The 14,414-nt window shown below is 43.8% G+C and carries 20 protein-coding genes; 6 read left to right on the top strand and 14 right to left on the bottom strand.

All coding sequences use genetic code 11. The annotated features are described in order from the left end of the window. Nucleotides 1-43: 43 nt before the first annotated feature. The gene (locus tag IPG41_05160; protein ID QQR55664.1) at nucleotides 44-256 is read left to right on the top strand and encodes a DUF2188 domain-containing protein; all 213 of its coding nucleotides are present in this window, start codon (nucleotides 44-46) and stop codon (nucleotides 254-256) included. A 3-nt stretch (nucleotides 257-259) separates the two neighbouring features. Further along, on the top strand, nucleotides 260-673 hold the full coding sequence (locus IPG41_05155) for a DUF1801 domain-containing protein (protein QQR54552.1): 414 nt from the start codon (nucleotides 260-262) through the stop codon (nucleotides 671-673). 19 nt (nucleotides 674-692) lie between these two features. Here the strand turns inward: IPG41_05155 and IPG41_05150 are convergent, their stop codons facing one another. The 12 genes from IPG41_05150 to IPG41_05095 all read right to left on the bottom strand — a co-directional run bounded on the left by IPG41_05150 (nucleotide 693) and on the right by IPG41_05095 (nucleotide 9,788). Next, the gene (locus IPG41_05150) at nucleotides 693-1,349 is read right to left on the bottom strand and encodes a nucleotidyl transferase AbiEii/AbiGii toxin family protein (protein QQR54551.1); all 657 of its coding nucleotides are present in this window, start codon (nucleotides 1,347-1,349) and stop codon (nucleotides 693-695) included. A gap of 346 nt (nucleotides 1,350-1,695) precedes the next feature. Then, nucleotides 1,696-2,682, bottom strand: a complete 987-nt coding sequence (locus tag IPG41_05145) for a YdcF family protein (GenBank protein QQR54550.1) — start codon at nucleotides 2,680-2,682, stop codon at nucleotides 1,696-1,698. 20 nt (nucleotides 2,683-2,702) lie between these two features. After that, nucleotides 2,703-3,470, bottom strand: a complete 768-nt coding sequence (locus tag IPG41_05140) for a hypothetical protein (GenBank protein QQR54549.1) — start codon at nucleotides 3,468-3,470, stop codon at nucleotides 2,703-2,705. Nucleotides 3,471-3,533: 63 nt separating this feature from the next. Continuing rightward, nucleotides 3,534-4,142: a DUF305 domain-containing protein gene (locus IPG41_05135; protein ID QQR54548.1), complete on the bottom strand. Its 609-nt coding sequence runs from the start codon at nucleotides 4,140-4,142 to the stop codon at nucleotides 3,534-3,536. A 19-nt stretch (nucleotides 4,143-4,161) separates the two neighbouring features. Then, nucleotides 4,162-5,127 carry a multicopper oxidase domain-containing protein gene (locus IPG41_05130; GenBank protein QQR54547.1) on the bottom strand — a complete coding sequence of 322 codons (966 nt, stop codon included), beginning with the start codon at nucleotides 5,125-5,127 and terminating at the stop codon, nucleotides 4,162-4,164. A gap of 10 nt (nucleotides 5,128-5,137) precedes the next feature. Further along, nucleotides 5,138-5,992, bottom strand: coding sequence for a hypothetical protein (locus tag IPG41_05125; protein ID QQR54546.1), 855 nt, complete (start codon nucleotides 5,990-5,992; stop codon nucleotides 5,138-5,140). 34 nt (nucleotides 5,993-6,026) lie between these two features. Further along, nucleotides 6,027-6,335: a hypothetical protein gene (locus IPG41_05120; GenBank protein QQR54545.1), complete on the bottom strand. Its 309-nt coding sequence runs from the start codon at nucleotides 6,333-6,335 to the stop codon at nucleotides 6,027-6,029. Between the two features lie 10 nt (nucleotides 6,336-6,345). Next, complete coding sequence (cadA, locus tag IPG41_05115; protein ID QQR54544.1) at nucleotides 6,346-8,028, bottom strand: cadmium-translocating P-type ATPase; 1,683 nt, start codon at nucleotides 8,026-8,028, stop codon at nucleotides 6,346-6,348. Then, entirely contained in the window at nucleotides 8,019-8,465 is a 447-nt protein-coding gene (locus IPG41_05110) for a cation-translocating P-type ATPase (protein ID QQR54543.1), read from the bottom strand. Before IPG41_05110 ends, cadA begins: the two co-directional genes overlap by 10 nt. Before the next feature lie 10 nt (nucleotides 8,466-8,475). After that, on the bottom strand, nucleotides 8,476-8,748 hold the full coding sequence (locus tag IPG41_05105; protein QQR54542.1) for a metal-sensitive transcriptional regulator: 273 nt from the start codon (nucleotides 8,746-8,748) through the stop codon (nucleotides 8,476-8,478). A 60-nt stretch (nucleotides 8,749-8,808) separates the two neighbouring features. Continuing rightward, the gene (locus IPG41_05100; protein ID QQR54541.1) at nucleotides 8,809-9,282 is read right to left on the bottom strand and encodes a DoxX family membrane protein; all 474 of its coding nucleotides are present in this window, start codon (nucleotides 9,280-9,282) and stop codon (nucleotides 8,809-8,811) included. Nucleotides 9,283-9,299: 17 nt separating this feature from the next. Next, nucleotides 9,300-9,788, bottom strand: a complete 489-nt coding sequence (locus tag IPG41_05095; protein QQR54540.1) for a hypothetical protein — start codon at nucleotides 9,786-9,788, stop codon at nucleotides 9,300-9,302. A gap of 540 nt (nucleotides 9,789-10,328) precedes the next feature. Between IPG41_05095 and IPG41_05090 the strand changes: the two genes are divergently transcribed. Further along, nucleotides 10,329-10,820, top strand: coding sequence for a GerMN domain-containing protein (locus IPG41_05090; GenBank protein ID QQR54539.1), 492 nt, complete (start codon nucleotides 10,329-10,331; stop codon nucleotides 10,818-10,820). Between the two features lie 24 nt (nucleotides 10,821-10,844). Continuing rightward, a complete protein-coding gene (locus IPG41_05085) occupies nucleotides 10,845-11,087 on the top strand; it encodes a hypothetical protein (protein QQR54538.1) in 243 nt (80 codons plus the stop codon). 130 nt (nucleotides 11,088-11,217) lie between these two features. Here the strand turns inward: IPG41_05085 and IPG41_05080 are convergent, their stop codons facing one another. Next, nucleotides 11,218-12,285 carry a hypothetical protein gene (locus IPG41_05080; GenBank protein ID QQR54537.1) on the bottom strand — a complete coding sequence of 356 codons (1,068 nt, stop codon included), beginning with the start codon at nucleotides 12,283-12,285 and terminating at the stop codon, nucleotides 11,218-11,220. A gap of 175 nt (nucleotides 12,286-12,460) precedes the next feature. On the opposite strand from IPG41_05080, the gene IPG41_05075 reads away from it, so the two are divergent. Further along, nucleotides 12,461-12,745 carry a hypothetical protein gene (locus IPG41_05075; GenBank protein ID QQR54536.1) on the top strand — a complete coding sequence of 95 codons (285 nt, stop codon included), beginning with the start codon at nucleotides 12,461-12,463 and terminating at the stop codon, nucleotides 12,743-12,745. Further along, entirely contained in the window at nucleotides 12,732-13,628 is an 897-nt protein-coding gene (locus tag IPG41_05070; protein ID QQR54535.1) for a transposase, read from the top strand. Before IPG41_05075 ends, IPG41_05070 begins: the two co-directional genes overlap by 14 nt. Before the next feature lie 7 nt (nucleotides 13,629-13,635). Here the strand turns inward: IPG41_05070 and IPG41_05065 are convergent, their stop codons facing one another. Then, a complete protein-coding gene (locus IPG41_05065; GenBank protein ID QQR54534.1) occupies nucleotides 13,636-14,364 on the bottom strand; it encodes a hypothetical protein in 729 nt (242 codons plus the stop codon). Between the last annotated feature and the right edge of the window lie 50 nt (nucleotides 14,365-14,414).

Here is a 14,414-nt window from a genome sequence, read left to right as displayed (position 1 = left end):
CCAGATAAGATCTTATGTGGCTGCCGTTCAAGCAGGTAAAAAAATGTACCACTTGGCTCCTAATGAAGGAAAATGGGTGGTCAAGAGGGCACTTGCCGTCAGAGCTTCTAAGATCTTTGACAATAAGGTCGAGGCCAAAATCTATGCTGTGAAGCTTGCTCAAAATGAAAAAACTGAACTCGTTATTCACGGAAAAGATGGCCGCATACAAGATAGAAAGTCTTATGGTCATAATGCTTTCCCTTCGAAGGATTAAAAGATGTCTCTTCATTTTAAAAATCCAGAAGTTGCTGCCATTTTCGAGGCTTATCCAAAAAACTTAAGAAGCCCGCTACTCACTCTTCGTCAGTTGATTTTTGACATTGCTTCCAAAACAAAGGGCGTGGGAGACCTGGAAGAAACTTTAAGATGGAATCAGCCCAGCTATCTTACAAGTCAGTCAAAAAGTGGGAGTATTATTCGAATTGATCAGATGAAAGGCACAAATCAGTACGCTATTTATTTCCATTGCCAAACGAGCCTTATTTCCACATTTAGAGAGATTTATCCGCAGTTACGCTACCAGGGGAATAGGGCTATTGTTTTTGATGAATCAGAGAAAATCCCCGTGAAAGAACTGGAGCACTGTATTTTGATGGCACTCACTTATAATCTAGGTAGGCGAGGGTCGTAGATCCGAGTGGCATACCACTTTATTTCAAAATATCTGGTCCAAATTTCTGCGCTTCTTCAATAAAAAAGTTTTGCCAATTTTTTTCGTCCAGTTCCTGAATCATATGAGGGTGATCTTCGGCCTGCGTGGATTTGATGAATTGGGTGCCAAGTTGGATGGGATCGATGTGCCAGTCGAATTTTATTTTTGCCGTTTGAATCAAGTCACTTATTGAAAGTTGTTCTTTTTTACAGATACAATAGAGGTCAATGTAATCTCGGGCTTTGCAGCGTTGATAAATAGTGAACAATTTGTTTACGGCGATATCTAGAAGACTGTCGATGGAAATTCCGAATTTTTGCTGACCTTCTTTAATCCTGGGGAAGGGATAGTAAGTGAATTCCGTCTTCAAAATTTCATCGTCAAAATGGAGAAAGAATAGATTTCGATTGTAGCTTTGTTCGTAATCGATTTTTTTGATTTTGAACGTCTTCTGTATGCTTTTAAAAAAGATGTTGATCTGCAGGGGATCGATCTCATTTTCTGAGAAAAAGTCCAAGTCTTCGGAATAGCGGTGGAAGAGGTAAAAACCTGCCAGCGCTGTGCCTCCGCTCAAATAAAAATTCTTTGATAAAAAAGCTTGTCGACCTATTTCTTCAAGTAGAGCAACCTGTCGTTCAGTGAGAATTTTTTCCATTGATTAGCAATTGAATGAATTTTGCTCGCGATGGATCTAGCTTAAGTTTTGAGAAATATTTCTTTAGTTCCTTCTTGTTTATTTTCTCTCCATTTAAACCAAAATTGATGGCCTGTTCTAGACTCCATATCTTGAATTTTTCTGGATCTTTCTTTAGAGCCACTGTGTTGGTATTCCAGTTGTACATGCCTCTATTCTACAGGACTTGAGGCTGGGGTACTAGGCCCGACCTGAATGGCTCGAAGAACCTTAGAAAAGTTCAACTCATTCCTGAGAATCAGCTGGATGGTGTGCTCTGAAAAGTAGATCTGCAGCGTAATAATCTGTGTTCACGATGTGAGTCTCGCTACTTTTTCATGTAAGAATCTAGAATTCCTTTCAGTTGGTCAACTGCTTCAGGATAAAGCTCTTCATCATAACTATAAATGAAAAACCCACTTAATGATTCGTCTTCAGTATTAGTAGTGACAAATCTAAAACTATCTGGATATTCGCTCCCCAAACTGGAAATAAACTCGTCGTCCAACTTGTTATAGTGGATAGTCCAAGTTAGACCTTGGGCATTAATATAAAACTCGGTTTCCAAGTTTTTCCAAACAGGAGCCTCAAATGAATCACCTGTAAAATGCTCGAAAGTCGGAGATCCATCAGCTTCAGAACCAACAAAAGAGCTCCTGTTGCCCTCGGTCAAAGAGGTCCAATCGGCGGGATATTCCAAGCTGAAAGTAGCCGTTTCATAAATAGGTTTAGACTCTTTGTAAGATCGGAACAGATAGTAATAATACGCTACAAACTCCCGTGGAATCGAATAGAGATCTCTTAATTCAGGGAACATTTTTGCATGAGCAGAATAAACGTTCTCAATTCCAGCCTGTTTGAACGCAAGTTTTATTCGAGGAATGTGGTAATAATTGGAAACAACGAGAACCGAGTCCCAGTCATACCATTCCATAAACTGTTTCATGCTCATGGCAGTCCCAAAAGTATCCAATCCCTTATTGTCCCAAATCATATCGGTGCGGGGTATTCCAACAGACTCCAGATAGCTGGCCATATCGTCTGCCTCAATGCGCCCGTTGTTTGGATCAATCCCGCCACTCAACAGAATGCATTCGGTATAACCTTCATTATACAATTCTGCAGCCCTATCTAGACGGCTTTTTAATCGTTCAGACGGACTGCCATCGTCATTCACTTGGTTTCCTAAAACAACAATCACATCCACTTTAGCAAGTTCATCAGCAAGGCCATCCACAATGATGACAACGGAATGGACAAGGGCCCACAGGCAAACGAGTAAGGTAGGGATCAATAAGACACGGGGTGGTTTCATAGGTATAAGACAAAGAAGTCTCAAAAATTCATCTCACCTGTGCATTCTAAAAAGTTTAGGTTTCCTGGTGATAAGACCGGAGATTCGCCTAAACGGTTGAGCGCCTCGAGGAGGGCAGTTTTGTTTGTGGAGCTGCAAGTGTAAGTCATGGAACCCATGGGGATCATTGAACTTAGATAATACTCCTGTGTATAGGTGGCTTGTTCCCAAGCTATTTCGGAAGCGCTTTTGCCACTCTCTATTTGTTCCTCAATGGCTGATCGCACTTCTTCGTCCATCTGAGCCAACTCTTCTTCTGTAGGATACTGAGCTGCATCCAATTCAGCTACTAGGCTCCGAATTTCGTCTGGTGCGGATTCGCTCCTTGCATAGCTCTCAAACCAACCCTCTGCAAATTGGGGAGCGGCGTTGTAGTTGGAGACGATAAGCAAGGTGTAGGAAGCATCTTCATGAGGCGTGTAAGTCCAGTTTTCTGGTGTCCAATGACTCACCCCAGGCATGGGCTCCGATAATCCTTCGCCCCAATAGTAGGTGGGCTGATCTTGCTTTATTCCATTGATAAAGCATTCCACATTGTGATCGCAATTCACAGGTTCGGCTCTGTCTTCACTTTCACCCACGACTGCTTCCTTTACCTCATCTGCTTTTGGGGTCTCTTGAAAGACTACTTCCAGTTCCTCTTTCGGCTCTTCCAACGTATCTATTTCTTGTACAGGGCTTGGTGGTTCGGTAGAACAAGCTGCTACAAATGCCAGGGTGATGAGAAATGTTATAAGTAAACCTCTCATGTTTTAACTGCGAAATAGCGGATAGGGGTAAGAGTTCCTACCCCTATCCCATTTTACTGCTCATTAGTTCAACCAGCCTTCCATCATATCGATTTCAGCACTTTGGGCATCGATGATCGCATCAGCCATGTCTTTAAGTTCCTGACGTTCGGTGATCATTTGGAGTCGCATGGCCATCATGATAGCCATTTGATGGTGCTCAATCATGCCTTCAATAAAGGCTTGATCGAGTTCTTCACCTTCTAGGACTGAGAGATCAGGCATCATCTCTTCATAATCATCGCTTGCTTTGAATTCTGTTCCAAACCACTCTTTTCCCCAGTCTTCCATTTGAGTGATTTCAGCAGTTTGAGCATCCACAATGGCTTGAGCTAAAGCTTTTAGCTCGGCATTTTCAGACTTCTCCAAAATGACTTTTGCCGTATCAATGGCTTCCTGATGGTGAGGGATCATCATTGAAAGAAAGTCTTCATCATTTCGAATCATCATCCCCATCATGTCGTCATCCATCATCATTCCGTTTCCCATCATGTGATCCATGTCTTCATCGCCGTGATCCATCATCGAAGAATCGTTGTCCATCATCCTGTCATCGTCACGGGACTCGGTTTCACAGGCTGCCAAGAGTAGGGAGGCTGCAAGAACAGAAGAAAGAAGTGTAAAGTTTTTCATAAGATATAAGGTTTAAAAATTAATGATTGTGGCCGTGGGCCTCCTCGCCCTCAAATATAGCATGATTTTCTTCGCCTAGCACAGTCAATGTGCCTATGGCTCCTTTGCTGATACGAGCGAGAGCATGATCGACCAGAAAGTAATCCCCAGGCATTTCTGCTGTGAACTCCACAATCGTGGCTCCTCCTGCTGGGACAAGGGTGGTTTGTATATTCTTGTGGGTTTCGTTGCCTATTGATGCTTCAGGATAAACCTGGTCAAAGATTTCACCCACAATATGAAAGGAAGAAATAAAGTTCACCCCGCCGTTGCCCATGTAAATGCGCACCGTATCGTTCACGCTGACGATCATCTTGCCATCTAAGGATTCGCCCTTCCCATTGAAGACAATGTACTTTGGCTCATTGAGATTCTTCTCGTTTGAGTAGAACTCGCCCTGCATGACGTAGAACTCGTGATCGACGGGTGGAAGTCCCCCTTCAGGTTCTACCAAAATTAGGCCATACATCCCATGAGACATATGAACCGCCGCACTGGGATGGGCACAGTGGTAAACAAAGAGGCCAGGGTTGAGAGCCTTAAAGGTTACTGTTTTGGATTCGCCAGGCTTCACAGTCGTTGCTTCCGCTCCACCTCCTGGCCCTGTTACGGCGTGAAGATCAATGCTGTGATGGTTTTCATTTGCCTCATTATTTGTGAGCGTGAGCTTGATGGTGTCTCCTTGGCGAACACGCAAGAAAGGCCCTGGCACTTGGCCATCGAAAGTCCAATAAGAGTAGGTGGCACCCTCTGCGATTTCAGATCGTACCTCCTTGGCTTCAAGTTCAATCTCGACGGTTTGCGGCTCTGTTCGGGTAAGGGGAGCGGGGAGATCTGAGGGATCGGCTGCAATGTTTTCAGAGTAAGCTATGTTGGAGCCTAAGTTCATTAAGCTGAGGCCAATCACCATAAGAATTGCACTGCTGAGTGCTATTATTTTTTTCATGTTCTGTGAGTTAGGATTCAAGCGGATTCCATGTGTCTCCACCGTCGACACTTCGGTAGAGTTTATTCTCTTTAGTGAGGAGATAAATGGTACTCGGCTCTGTTTTGCTATATGCAATGTACAAAGGGAAATCTTGACCAAATTCTGCATCACTTGAATTCCAAGTTTTTCCGCCATCGGTGCTCTTTGCCAGGCCTAGACGGCCTGAAAAAGAAAGCATTTCCATTGAATCGGTAGGGTTGACGGCAAGGGCAATCACAACGCTGCCCATTAGGTCTTCGCTTAGAAGACCCCACGTTTCCCCTTTGTCTGTGCTTACAAGTAGCCCTTGCGAAGTTCCTGCATAAACCGTTGATGGATCGTCTGCCGTCCCATTCAAAGTAATGACCTCACTCAAGGTGGTATTCAAAACTTCCCAAGTACCCCCACCATCTAAACTTCGTTGTAAAGCGCCGTGATACCAGCCATAAACCACATTTGGGTCTTTTGAATTGATCGTCATTGCATGGAAATCCACAGGCCCGTCACTTCCGAGCGAGATGAGCTCCCAATTCTCTCCTCCGTCACTGGTCTTTTGGAAACCAAGATTGCTCCCCATTTGAGGATGTCCGCTTGAATAATAGGTGTTCTCTTGTGATGGATGAGGGGTAAAGCCCATGAGGTCGCTTTGACTGGTTCCCACTTGGGAAAGGATTCCATCCTCCCAACTCAGCAATCCTTGGTGGGTAGCGATTAAGACACGGTTTGAGTTTTGCGAATCCACCGCTAGCCCGTGGGCATGAGAAATACTTACTTCTGCGGAAGTGTTGCACGCACTCAAAATGAGAGTAAAAAGGCTTAAAAATATAGAGAGTTTTTTCATCATTAAAAAGCATTAGGAATAAAGGCAAAGCTGCCTTTCACTCCCGCTGAATGATGCCTTTTAGGAACTGTCGCCTTTGAAGAGGTGGGGAAGAGTAAAGAAAGGAATGACGGAAACCGCTTGGTTTGGCTATGAAAAAGAAGGACAGGATAGGCGCTATGAACAGCAAGGGAGTAAAAATCACGGCATCCGTTTCGTCCACATAAGACTCAAAAACACAATGCGTGTTCATGACACAGTTTCCCATTGAATCAGCGTGAATGTGCATTAAAAATGCAAAACTGAGTTGCAAGAAACTAAAAGCAAGGATGAGGGCCAGGATGAGTTTTTTGCTGAGTTTGTCCATTGAGTTTACTTTAAGCCTTAAAACGTTTTAAGCGAAGCGCATTTAGAACTACAGATATAGAAGAGAAAGCCATTGCTGCCGCTGAAATGGCTGGATTGAGAAATCCTAAAGCCGCTACAGGGATACCTATTGCATTGTATAAGAAGGCCCAAAACAGGTTCTGTTTGATATTACGGAGCGTCGCCTGTGAAAGTTCCATCGCTTCCACCGCTTTCATGAGATCTCCCTTAACGAGCACAATGTCTCCGCTTTCCATCGCAATGTCGGTCCCTGTACCCATTGCAATCCCAATGTCAGCTTGAGCAAGTGCGGGGCTGTCATTTATGCCATCTCCAACCATCGCCACAATCTTCCCGTGTTCTTGAAGGGCCTTTACCTGCGCCACTTTTTCTTCAGGCGAGACTTCGGCGTGAACCTCATCAATCCCAACCTGTTTTGCGATGGAGTGAGCCACGTCTTCACTGTCGCCTGTGAGCATAATGGTACGCACTCCTCGTTCCTTCAAACGCTCTATAGCTTCCTTTGAATTTTCCTTCAAGGGGTCTTGAACTGCAAAATAGGCGAGGAGGTTCTTTTCATCCGCCAGTCCAAGAATGGTGTGTCCTTTGGGTAGGCCTTTTAGAGCGCCATTATACAGCCCGCGTTCCTTCAAATACTTCATGCTGCCCAATATATAAACTTTGCCGTCGTGAGTTCCTTCAATGCCTTTTCCCGTAATGGCTTTCACCTTGCTCATTTGGAGGAGGGGAATGTCCTTTTGAGCATGTACAAAGTTCACAATGCTCTCGGCAAGTGGATGTTCACTTTGAGTCTCAATCGCCAGTGCGAGGGCTAGGTTGTGCTTCTCTTCACCGTCCACCGATTCCCACTCCCTGACTTCAGGCTTGCCTCTTGTTAAGGTGCCTGTTTTATCGAACACAATCGCATCCACCTTATGCACCGTTTCCAAACTCTCCATATTTTTGAGCAAAATTCCCAAGGATGCCCCTTTGCCACTGCCCACCATGATTGAGATTGGAGTCGCAAGACCGAGGGCACAGGGGCATGCAATAATAAGCACCGTTACGGTGGCTAGAATCGCCTGTGGCCCCTCTTTTGTGAGCACAATCCAAAAAATCAAGGTTCCCAGTGCAATCGCCATCACTGCCCACACAAAATACCCTGAAATAAGATCCACCAACTTTTGAATGGGCGCTTTGGACATCTGCGCTTGCTGTACGAGTTCAACAATGTGAGCGAGCAAAGTTTCTTTCCCTACCTTTTCAGCCCTCATTTGGAAGGGGGTGTTCCCGTTCACGGTGGCGCCGATCACTCGACTTCCTACCGTTTTATCCACGGGGATGCTTTCGCCTGTAACCATCGACTCATCAAGCGTTGCTTCGCCTTGTACAATCACTCCATCCACGGGGATCTTCTCGCCCGGTTTTACCAAAAGAATGTCACCTTCTTTAATTTCATCCACAGGTACGTCCTCCGTTTCTTTTCCATGGATTCGATGCGCCACCTTTGCTGAAAGAGCCAAGAGTTTTTGAATGGCTGCACTGGCTCTTCCTTTTGCTAGGGCTTCTAAATAACGGCCCAGAAGAATAAACGTCGTGATGATGGCGGTGTCCATGAAGTACTCTTCCATGGAATTGGTGAAGAAGAGGCTATAGATCGAGTAAATGAAGGCGGCTCCCGTTCCTAGAGCCAAACGAAAAACTCTTTCCCCACGAGCAAAATACTCGCTGCGAGAACGAGCATGGCATGGTGCTCAAACTTCCAGTTGATGAAGAAACTCATGAGAAGCAGAGGAACGCTCAAGACTGCGGAAAGGATGAATAGGCTTCTTCTTTTTATAACTTGCTCGGAACTCTCGGCACCTGCATGGGCAGAGTGATCTTCGTGACCAGAATGAGGGTCATGATGGTCTTTGGATTCAAGAGGGTCCGCTTTGTAGCCCGTTCTCTTAATGACTTCGATCAGCTCTTTTTCAGAAACCTGTGCGGGGTCGTAGTGGATAGCAGCTTGTTCCATCGCAAAATTTACCATCACGTGATGCACCCCTTTCGTTTTCTTGAGGTCGTGTTCAATGTGGCTTACACAAGAAGCACATGTCATCCCTTCAATCTTGAAGCTTGCTGTTTCCATACTCTATTGGTTATTTTTTCCTTTGGGCGAGTTTGTAAACCTTCAGTATCTCATCCACAGCTTGTTCTTCTTTCCCGCTTTTCATCTGCTCAATAACGTGAGTGGAGAGGTGGTTTTCTAAAACCAAGTCTTCCACGCCAGAAAGAGCTTCTTTAATTGCGCTGGCTTGGGTGATGATGTTTACACAGTAACTTTCATCCTCCACCATTTTTTGAAGGCCACGGATCTGCCCTTCAATGATCTTGAGACGGCGGACGGCTTTAGTCTTGATGTCTTTTCTCATGTTCCGAGAATACCCCAGTGGGGTATTCGAGTCAAGTTCCAAGGACTGGAGGGAGTAAGTTCAACCTAAAATAATCCTGACTTTCGGAAAGCGCTTACATATGGGCAACCGGCTGCACCACTCATCAAGCCCCCAAGTGCGTCCAGCTTGAATGGCCGCTAAATAAAGGAGCGCAAAAATATAAATGATGTGTTCATCCACAATCAGTGCGTGCTCATTTGGATAAGGGAAGCCCAATGCCAAGTAGTAGAGGAGCATGAGCAGAGCTCCTAAGACACCACTGAGTCTAACAAAGATTCCCAGAATGAGTGAAACGCCCAGGAGAGTAAGACCCCATTCGTTCATAAAATCCACCACTGGCAGCACGGAGGGCGTTGCCAGCCAGTTATAAAAACCACTCAGGCCTTTCGCTCCTTCCAAGTACCCATGAGAAGTCCATGTGGGGTCTAGAAGTTTTGTCAGCCCTGCGTAGAGGTACATCCAACCTAGGCTGATGCGTAAGAGGAAGAGAAAAAATTTAGAGGATTTTGTCATTGGATGAAATGGTGAAATTATTTTAAAGCCCTTATTTTTCGAATGAACCCCGTCGGATGAGGAATGTAGCATAAAAGAACTGGCAGTGGAGCTGATGAAGTCTGAATAAGCACGGTTCCATAATGAAAAATATTTTGCAAAATGCCTTCTTGTTTTTCTTCAATTTCATCAATGTTATGGACCACCACTAGCTCTAAATCTTTTTTGATGAGAGGAAGGTAGTCAAACTTTAAAATTTGTTTATCTGTGATGACAATCAGAGATAGTTCACGGCTCAAGAGGTAAAAGAAAAACCAATGATGTCCAACCAAAAGGGGTAGAAAAGCGAGCAAAAGAAACAGCATGCTTGCGTTATGCCATTCTAAGAAAAGTGCGTCTGCAAAAATAAAAAATGTGAGGCAAAGGCCCCATCCTAATGAATACAAAGAGAGCGGCCTGAATAAATACATCCAATGTTTTTTGACAAGCTCTACTAATTTTTCATCTTGTTGATTTTCAGAAGCCATATCTCAAATATAAAAATCCAAAAATAAGGAATAAAATGGCGAGCGTGCCGAAGCCATACAAGAAAAGAATGGCTCGGAGTGATGTTCTTTGATCTGCTCTCACTTTGAAAAAGGTGTCGTTTTGGAAGCTTGTGAACTTTTTCACATTGTGCACGACAAGGAGCCAGCCTAAAAAAGAGCTTAGGCCTAGAAAAATGAAAATGAGCCAAATGGCAAGGTGCATGATTCTTTATTCAGTCTCTATCTTAGTAGAACACATGCAAGTTTAGAGGCTATCTCAAAAAAAGACCAGAGTGCTTAGGACGGCACTGATTTCGTGCCTATCCTTCCACTCTTAAAGGCAAGAACTGGATTATTTTGCTTACAAAAGCTTAAAATCCTCTGCGTTCTTGTCCTTTCCTTTTTTTTGAGATAGCCTCTAGAAGGTGTCATCAAAATTTTCTCTTTGTGGCTGGATTTGCCTTTGGGATTATGCAAGGCACCTTTTAGGGAGTAAGGTATTTATAGAGATTTAAGAAAGCATGAATAAACCTATTCACATTGAATAAAACCATTTTTCTTATCGGTCTTATTACTCTTACCGTTCTTGTTTTAGCCTTCCACTTCTTTATTTGCTTTAACTGTGTTGCGGAAAATCAAACTGTTGAACTTTATTACTATAATGAGGAGAAAGACACTGATGAGGAAGGGAATTTAATGTGCAGTGAGCAGGGACTTGAGCCGGTGGAGCGCATCATTCCAAATTCTGAAACCCTTATTGAAGATACGCTCCAACTTCTCATCCAAGGAGGACTGACGGAAGAGGAGCAAGATAGAGGGATTGGCACAGAGTATCCTTTGGCTGGTTTGGAACTCGTCGGTACAGATTTGAAACGAGGAGTGCTTACTCTTACCTTCGACGATCCGCTGAATAAGACGAGTGGTGGATCTTGTAGAGTGAGCGTACTGTGGATGCAAATTGAAAGAACTGCGAGCCAGTTTTCTGAAGTTAAGGAGGTTCGTTTTGAGCCTGAGTGGTACTTTCAACCTTAAAACTGATTTCTTAACCCCTTTTATATGATGTACGCATCTTCTTCTTACGCCGTATGGATCCATATCCACTTTTTCTTCGCCTTTTTATTTCTTTTTGCTTTTGCCGCAGGAGTGGTTTGGCTCATCCGTTTTGCCAACAAGGAAAGTCTTAAGACCATCCTGTGGGTGAGTTTGGTTGTGAGCATTCTTGGATTGCTCCTAACGTCGGCCATCGCTTATCGGGGTATGGACGAAATGATGTCTCCCATGATGGAATGGATGAGATGATGGATTAATAAATGGGACAACTGCGGATCTACTTTCACGATTTACCACTCACTGCTCGTTGCAAAATCAAATTCGTAGAAAGTTTGATCAGAGACGTAGGCCTCATCCACCCCTTTCAGTAGGACTGCTTTTATTTTGCAGCATTATTTGCTGCATTTCTGCGAACCACAACTACGGTAGGAAGGGCTGGCCGGACAACGTCTACGCTTTGTGTGACTGACTGGAGCGGAGAAACTTCTTTTGGCCTCAGAAACCTTTGCCCGCTTTTAAGTGCTCTAATTGTGCCGCTCAGGCTATCGATGCCCAGATTTCTCAAAGATAAAAGATGATGAAGAATGGCGTCAATGGCGTCTGCTCTTTCCGTTAGACTGATGTAATCCACCTGCTTTCTTCCATTTCTAGGTACGCCTACATTTCTATCAAAAGGCATTTTTTCTGCAAGAATGAGCGCAGGAACCGGCAATTCATCACCAAAAGCAATCCGATGATCGCTTGAAATCTCTCCTAAACTCGGAATGTCTAATAGTTCTAGCAGTGAGTCATCTGCCTTAACACTTTTTGCACTGGCTGGGAGTGTTTTAATCCCAAAGTGAGTGTCCAACTTACGTCGCAAGTTTGTTAAGATTTCATCCAAATCATGGTCTGGATTTTCGAGATTTTGAAATTTTACTTTTTTACCTCCTGCGATTAAGAGTTTTTCCAAAATAGCTTGTTCTGCTCTGCGTAAGGGAATTTCTTCATGGATATCTGCTACACTCGCTGCGACTCTTTCCTGAAACTGGTCTCTTAGCCATGTGAGGCCAGCTCTGCGTACAACGGTTTTTACATCTTCCTCAGTAAATTCTGGCAACTCCCTAGTGTTGACTACAAAGTTTCCACCTCTTTGTTCGAAATAAGGATTTCTTATTTTTCTCAAAAGATCTGCAACACTTTTTATTTTGGGCTGGAGGTCACTTGGGCCTATATTCAAAGCATTTTGAAGGTAGATGCCTAGTTCTTCAATTTTCATTCTTGTGATGAGAGTGGGTCCTAACACTTGACCCATTCCTAACACATCATCTGCAGGAATACCTTTTGCAAAGGGATCGAGTAAGTGGACTACTGTAGCGCTCAAATAATTGGGAATGCTGGGCAGATAGAGCTGTGACAAAGCTCCATCTTGCTTTGCATCTTCTTGTCTTTCAGGTATACCTTCCATGGTGCGCTCGCTTTTTAAAGGCTGGAGTCTAGATATATTTTAACTTTCAGTCAATAGGCTAGCCCTAAAAAGACCCCAGTTTTAAGAGAGTGAATTGGAGATTTTGTTTTAGGGTAAGGCTAAAATGGGTGTTAAATTTTGAAGAACCACCTTTAAAAAATAACAGATTTTAGCCATGAACAAATATATCCAAGATTTCATTACAAATAAATGCCGAAGTATATTTACAGGTTTAACCCTGCCACAGAAGAAGGCCTTGGCTGAAGTACTTAGAGGACTTTTCGTAGAAGCCACCCCTATACTTCGGCATTTAGCCCAAAACAAAGAGGTTTCAGCAAAGAAGCAAGGGAACAAGTACTCTCATCATCTTGGGAATGTTGATTTACAGAAGAAAGTGGAGGATTTCTCAGTAAGAGCTGTAGCTTCTGAAATTCGTAAAAAACACAGTGAGTGCTTATGATCTCGTAGATCTTTCCAAACCTTCCGCAAAGAAGATGGAGAAATTGTCACAAGTATATGATTCGAGTGAAGGGAGCATTGAACCTGGTTTTCTTTTGCATGGAGTGGGCGTGAACAATCTGCTCCTAAAACTGCGTTTTCATCACAATGATAAAGAGTTCTTGGGACAGGTTAGGAAGGCTATTTTGGAGGAACTCACCCAGGTTTTTGATCATAAAGGCATTTTTGTCTTTGATCGTGGCAACGACGATGAGAAACTTTTTAGAGATCTTCGTCAGGTCTTAAAAGTGCAATTTATCGCAAGAGTAAGGGAAAACAGAACGGTTGTGCTTAAGGAAACTGGGGTCTTGATTTCTGTGAAAGAGTTGCCTGAAGGAAGCTACGAAGTGTTTTTGATGAAAAATGGAAAAGTGCTTGGGGATCTTTGCCACAATCTGCTCATACGGAACCATCTGGAAGGGAAAGAACCCATAAGGCTCATCTACTCACTCAAGGATTCATATACTGCAGAGCAGATTGTGAATTTGTATCTGGAAAGATGGGGAATTGAAAAGAGTTTTAAGAGAGTGAAGCAAAAGTTCCAGTTGGAGAAAATCCGTGTGCTTAGCCTGAAAAAGTTTATCAATTTGATTGCTCTGACTCAATTTGCAATGAACCTCTCTGTTCTTATGTTTAGGAAAGTCCAAGCTCTCACTCACAGTCTGGTTACTTCTGTTGTTTCCAACTACAAGGGGTTCATTGCAAAGAAATCACTCACCTTTAACCTGGAATCTTTCATAACTTTTCTCCAGAATTCTCTACAGTCACTCCAATTTCATGCCCCTCCAAAACGCCAACCCTCCCTCTTCTCATTCAGGCAACTGAAAAAACTGGGGTCTTTTTAGGCTAGCCCTACAAAGCAGCCCAAATCATGTTGTGGAGCGTCTTGAGCGTTTCGGCCACTTGTTTGTTTTGAATGAGGATGGCGAAAGCGTCTTGATAAAGATTTAAAAGGAGCACTTTGTCTTCAAAAACGGTGATGGAGGAGTAAATGGTGCCTTTTTTAGGATCGAACATTTTGATTTTACGGTGGTGTTTTTTATCCAGTTTTTTGTAGTGGATGTGGGTTTTGTTGCGCGGGCAAATGGGTTTGATGAGGATTTTGCGGCGGGCACGCTCGGTCATGAATGCTTCCATGAAATCGTCGCCCATTTTGCGCAAGTCGTCGTGCGGCGCAAATTCGAGCACTTCGGTGGTGGATTCTAAAAGCAGCGAATAGGCACGGCGACAGCCATCCAGGCCTTCAAAAAAGGTGACTTTGGGTTGAGACGTGAAGGGATTTTTGAATTCTTTAAGGAGCGGGATGGCTTCTTCGAGCGCTCCTTTGGCTTTTTCAAGTTCAAGGGTTTTGGCGGTTTGGAGATCGGCGGGATCGGCATAAAAGTACTGTGTGCGACTGCGCTGAGTTTTGCGGATGTAGGCTTTTTTGAGTAAGTTTTCAAATAAAAAAAGCACCGTGGGGCGGGGGATTTTAGTCTTCTTGGCGATGACGGATGCGGGCTGAGTGCCAAATTCGAGGAGAGCCAGATAGACCTCCACTTCCTTTGGATTGAACCCGAGTTTTTCAAGCTGGCCGCGCATACTTTGTTGTTAATTTTTACTGACATTACTTATTTTACAAATCCTTTTTT

This window comes from Candidatus Peregrinibacteria bacterium (assembly GCA_016699145.1).
In the GTDB taxonomy this organism is placed as follows: Bacteria; Patescibacteriota; Gracilibacteria; order UBA1369; family 2-02-FULL-48-14.
Note: the sequence above shows the minus strand (reverse complement) of the source record. Positions and strands in the feature narration are given on the sequence as shown.

Bases quoted from the DNA above. Each gene is read 5' to 3' on its own strand.
- IPG41_05100 (QQR54541.1), bottom strand. From the start codon at position 9,282: ATGACAAAATCCTCTAAATTTTTTCTCTTCCTCTTACGCATCAGCCTA.
- IPG41_05145 (QQR54550.1), bottom strand. From the start codon at position 2,682: ATGAAACCACCCCGTGTCTTATTGATCCCTACCTTACTCGTTTGCCTG.
- IPG41_05110 (QQR54543.1), bottom strand. From the start codon at position 8,465: ATGGAAACAGCAAGCTTCAAGATTGAAGGGATGACATGTGCTTCTTGT.
- IPG41_05135 (QQR54548.1), bottom strand. From the start codon at position 4,142: ATGAAAAACTTTACACTTCTTTCTTCTGTTCTTGCAGCCTCCCTACTC.
- IPG41_05075 (QQR54536.1), top strand. From the start codon at position 12,461: ATGAACAAATATATCCAAGATTTCATTACAAATAAATGCCGAAGTATA.
- IPG41_05150 (QQR54551.1), bottom strand. From the start codon at position 1,349: ATGGAAAAAATTCTCACTGAACGACAGGTTGCTCTACTTGAAGAAATA.
- IPG41_05080 (QQR54537.1), bottom strand. From the start codon at position 12,285: ATGGAAGGTATACCTGAAAGACAAGAAGATGCAAAGCAAGATGGAGCT.
- IPG41_05140 (QQR54549.1), bottom strand. From the start codon at position 3,470: ATGAGAGGTTTACTTATAACATTTCTCATCACCCTGGCATTTGTAGCA.
- IPG41_05160 (QQR55664.1), top strand. From the start codon at position 44: ATGTACCACTTGGCTCCTAATGAAGGAAAATGGGTGGTCAAGAGGGCA.
- IPG41_05085 (QQR54538.1), top strand. From the start codon at position 10,845: ATGATGTACGCATCTTCTTCTTACGCCGTATGGATCCATATCCACTTT.
- IPG41_05105 (QQR54542.1), bottom strand. From the start codon at position 8,748: ATGAGAAAAGACATCAAGACTAAAGCCGTCCGCCGTCTCAAGATCATT.
- IPG41_05130 (QQR54547.1), bottom strand. From the start codon at position 5,127: ATGAAAAAAATAATAGCACTCAGCAGTGCAATTCTTATGGTGATTGGC.
- IPG41_05155 (QQR54552.1), top strand. From the start codon at position 260: ATGTCTCTTCATTTTAAAAATCCAGAAGTTGCTGCCATTTTCGAGGCT.
- IPG41_05125 (QQR54546.1), bottom strand. From the start codon at position 5,992: ATGATGAAAAAACTCTCTATATTTTTAAGCCTTTTTACTCTCATTTTG.
- IPG41_05095 (QQR54540.1), bottom strand. From the start codon at position 9,788: ATGGCTTCTGAAAATCAACAAGATGAAAAATTAGTAGAGCTTGTCAAA.
- IPG41_05120 (QQR54545.1), bottom strand. From the start codon at position 6,335: ATGGACAAACTCAGCAAAAAACTCATCCTGGCCCTCATCCTTGCTTTT.
- IPG41_05065 (QQR54534.1), bottom strand. From the start codon at position 14,364: ATGCGCGGCCAGCTTGAAAAACTCGGGTTCAATCCAAAGGAAGTGGAG.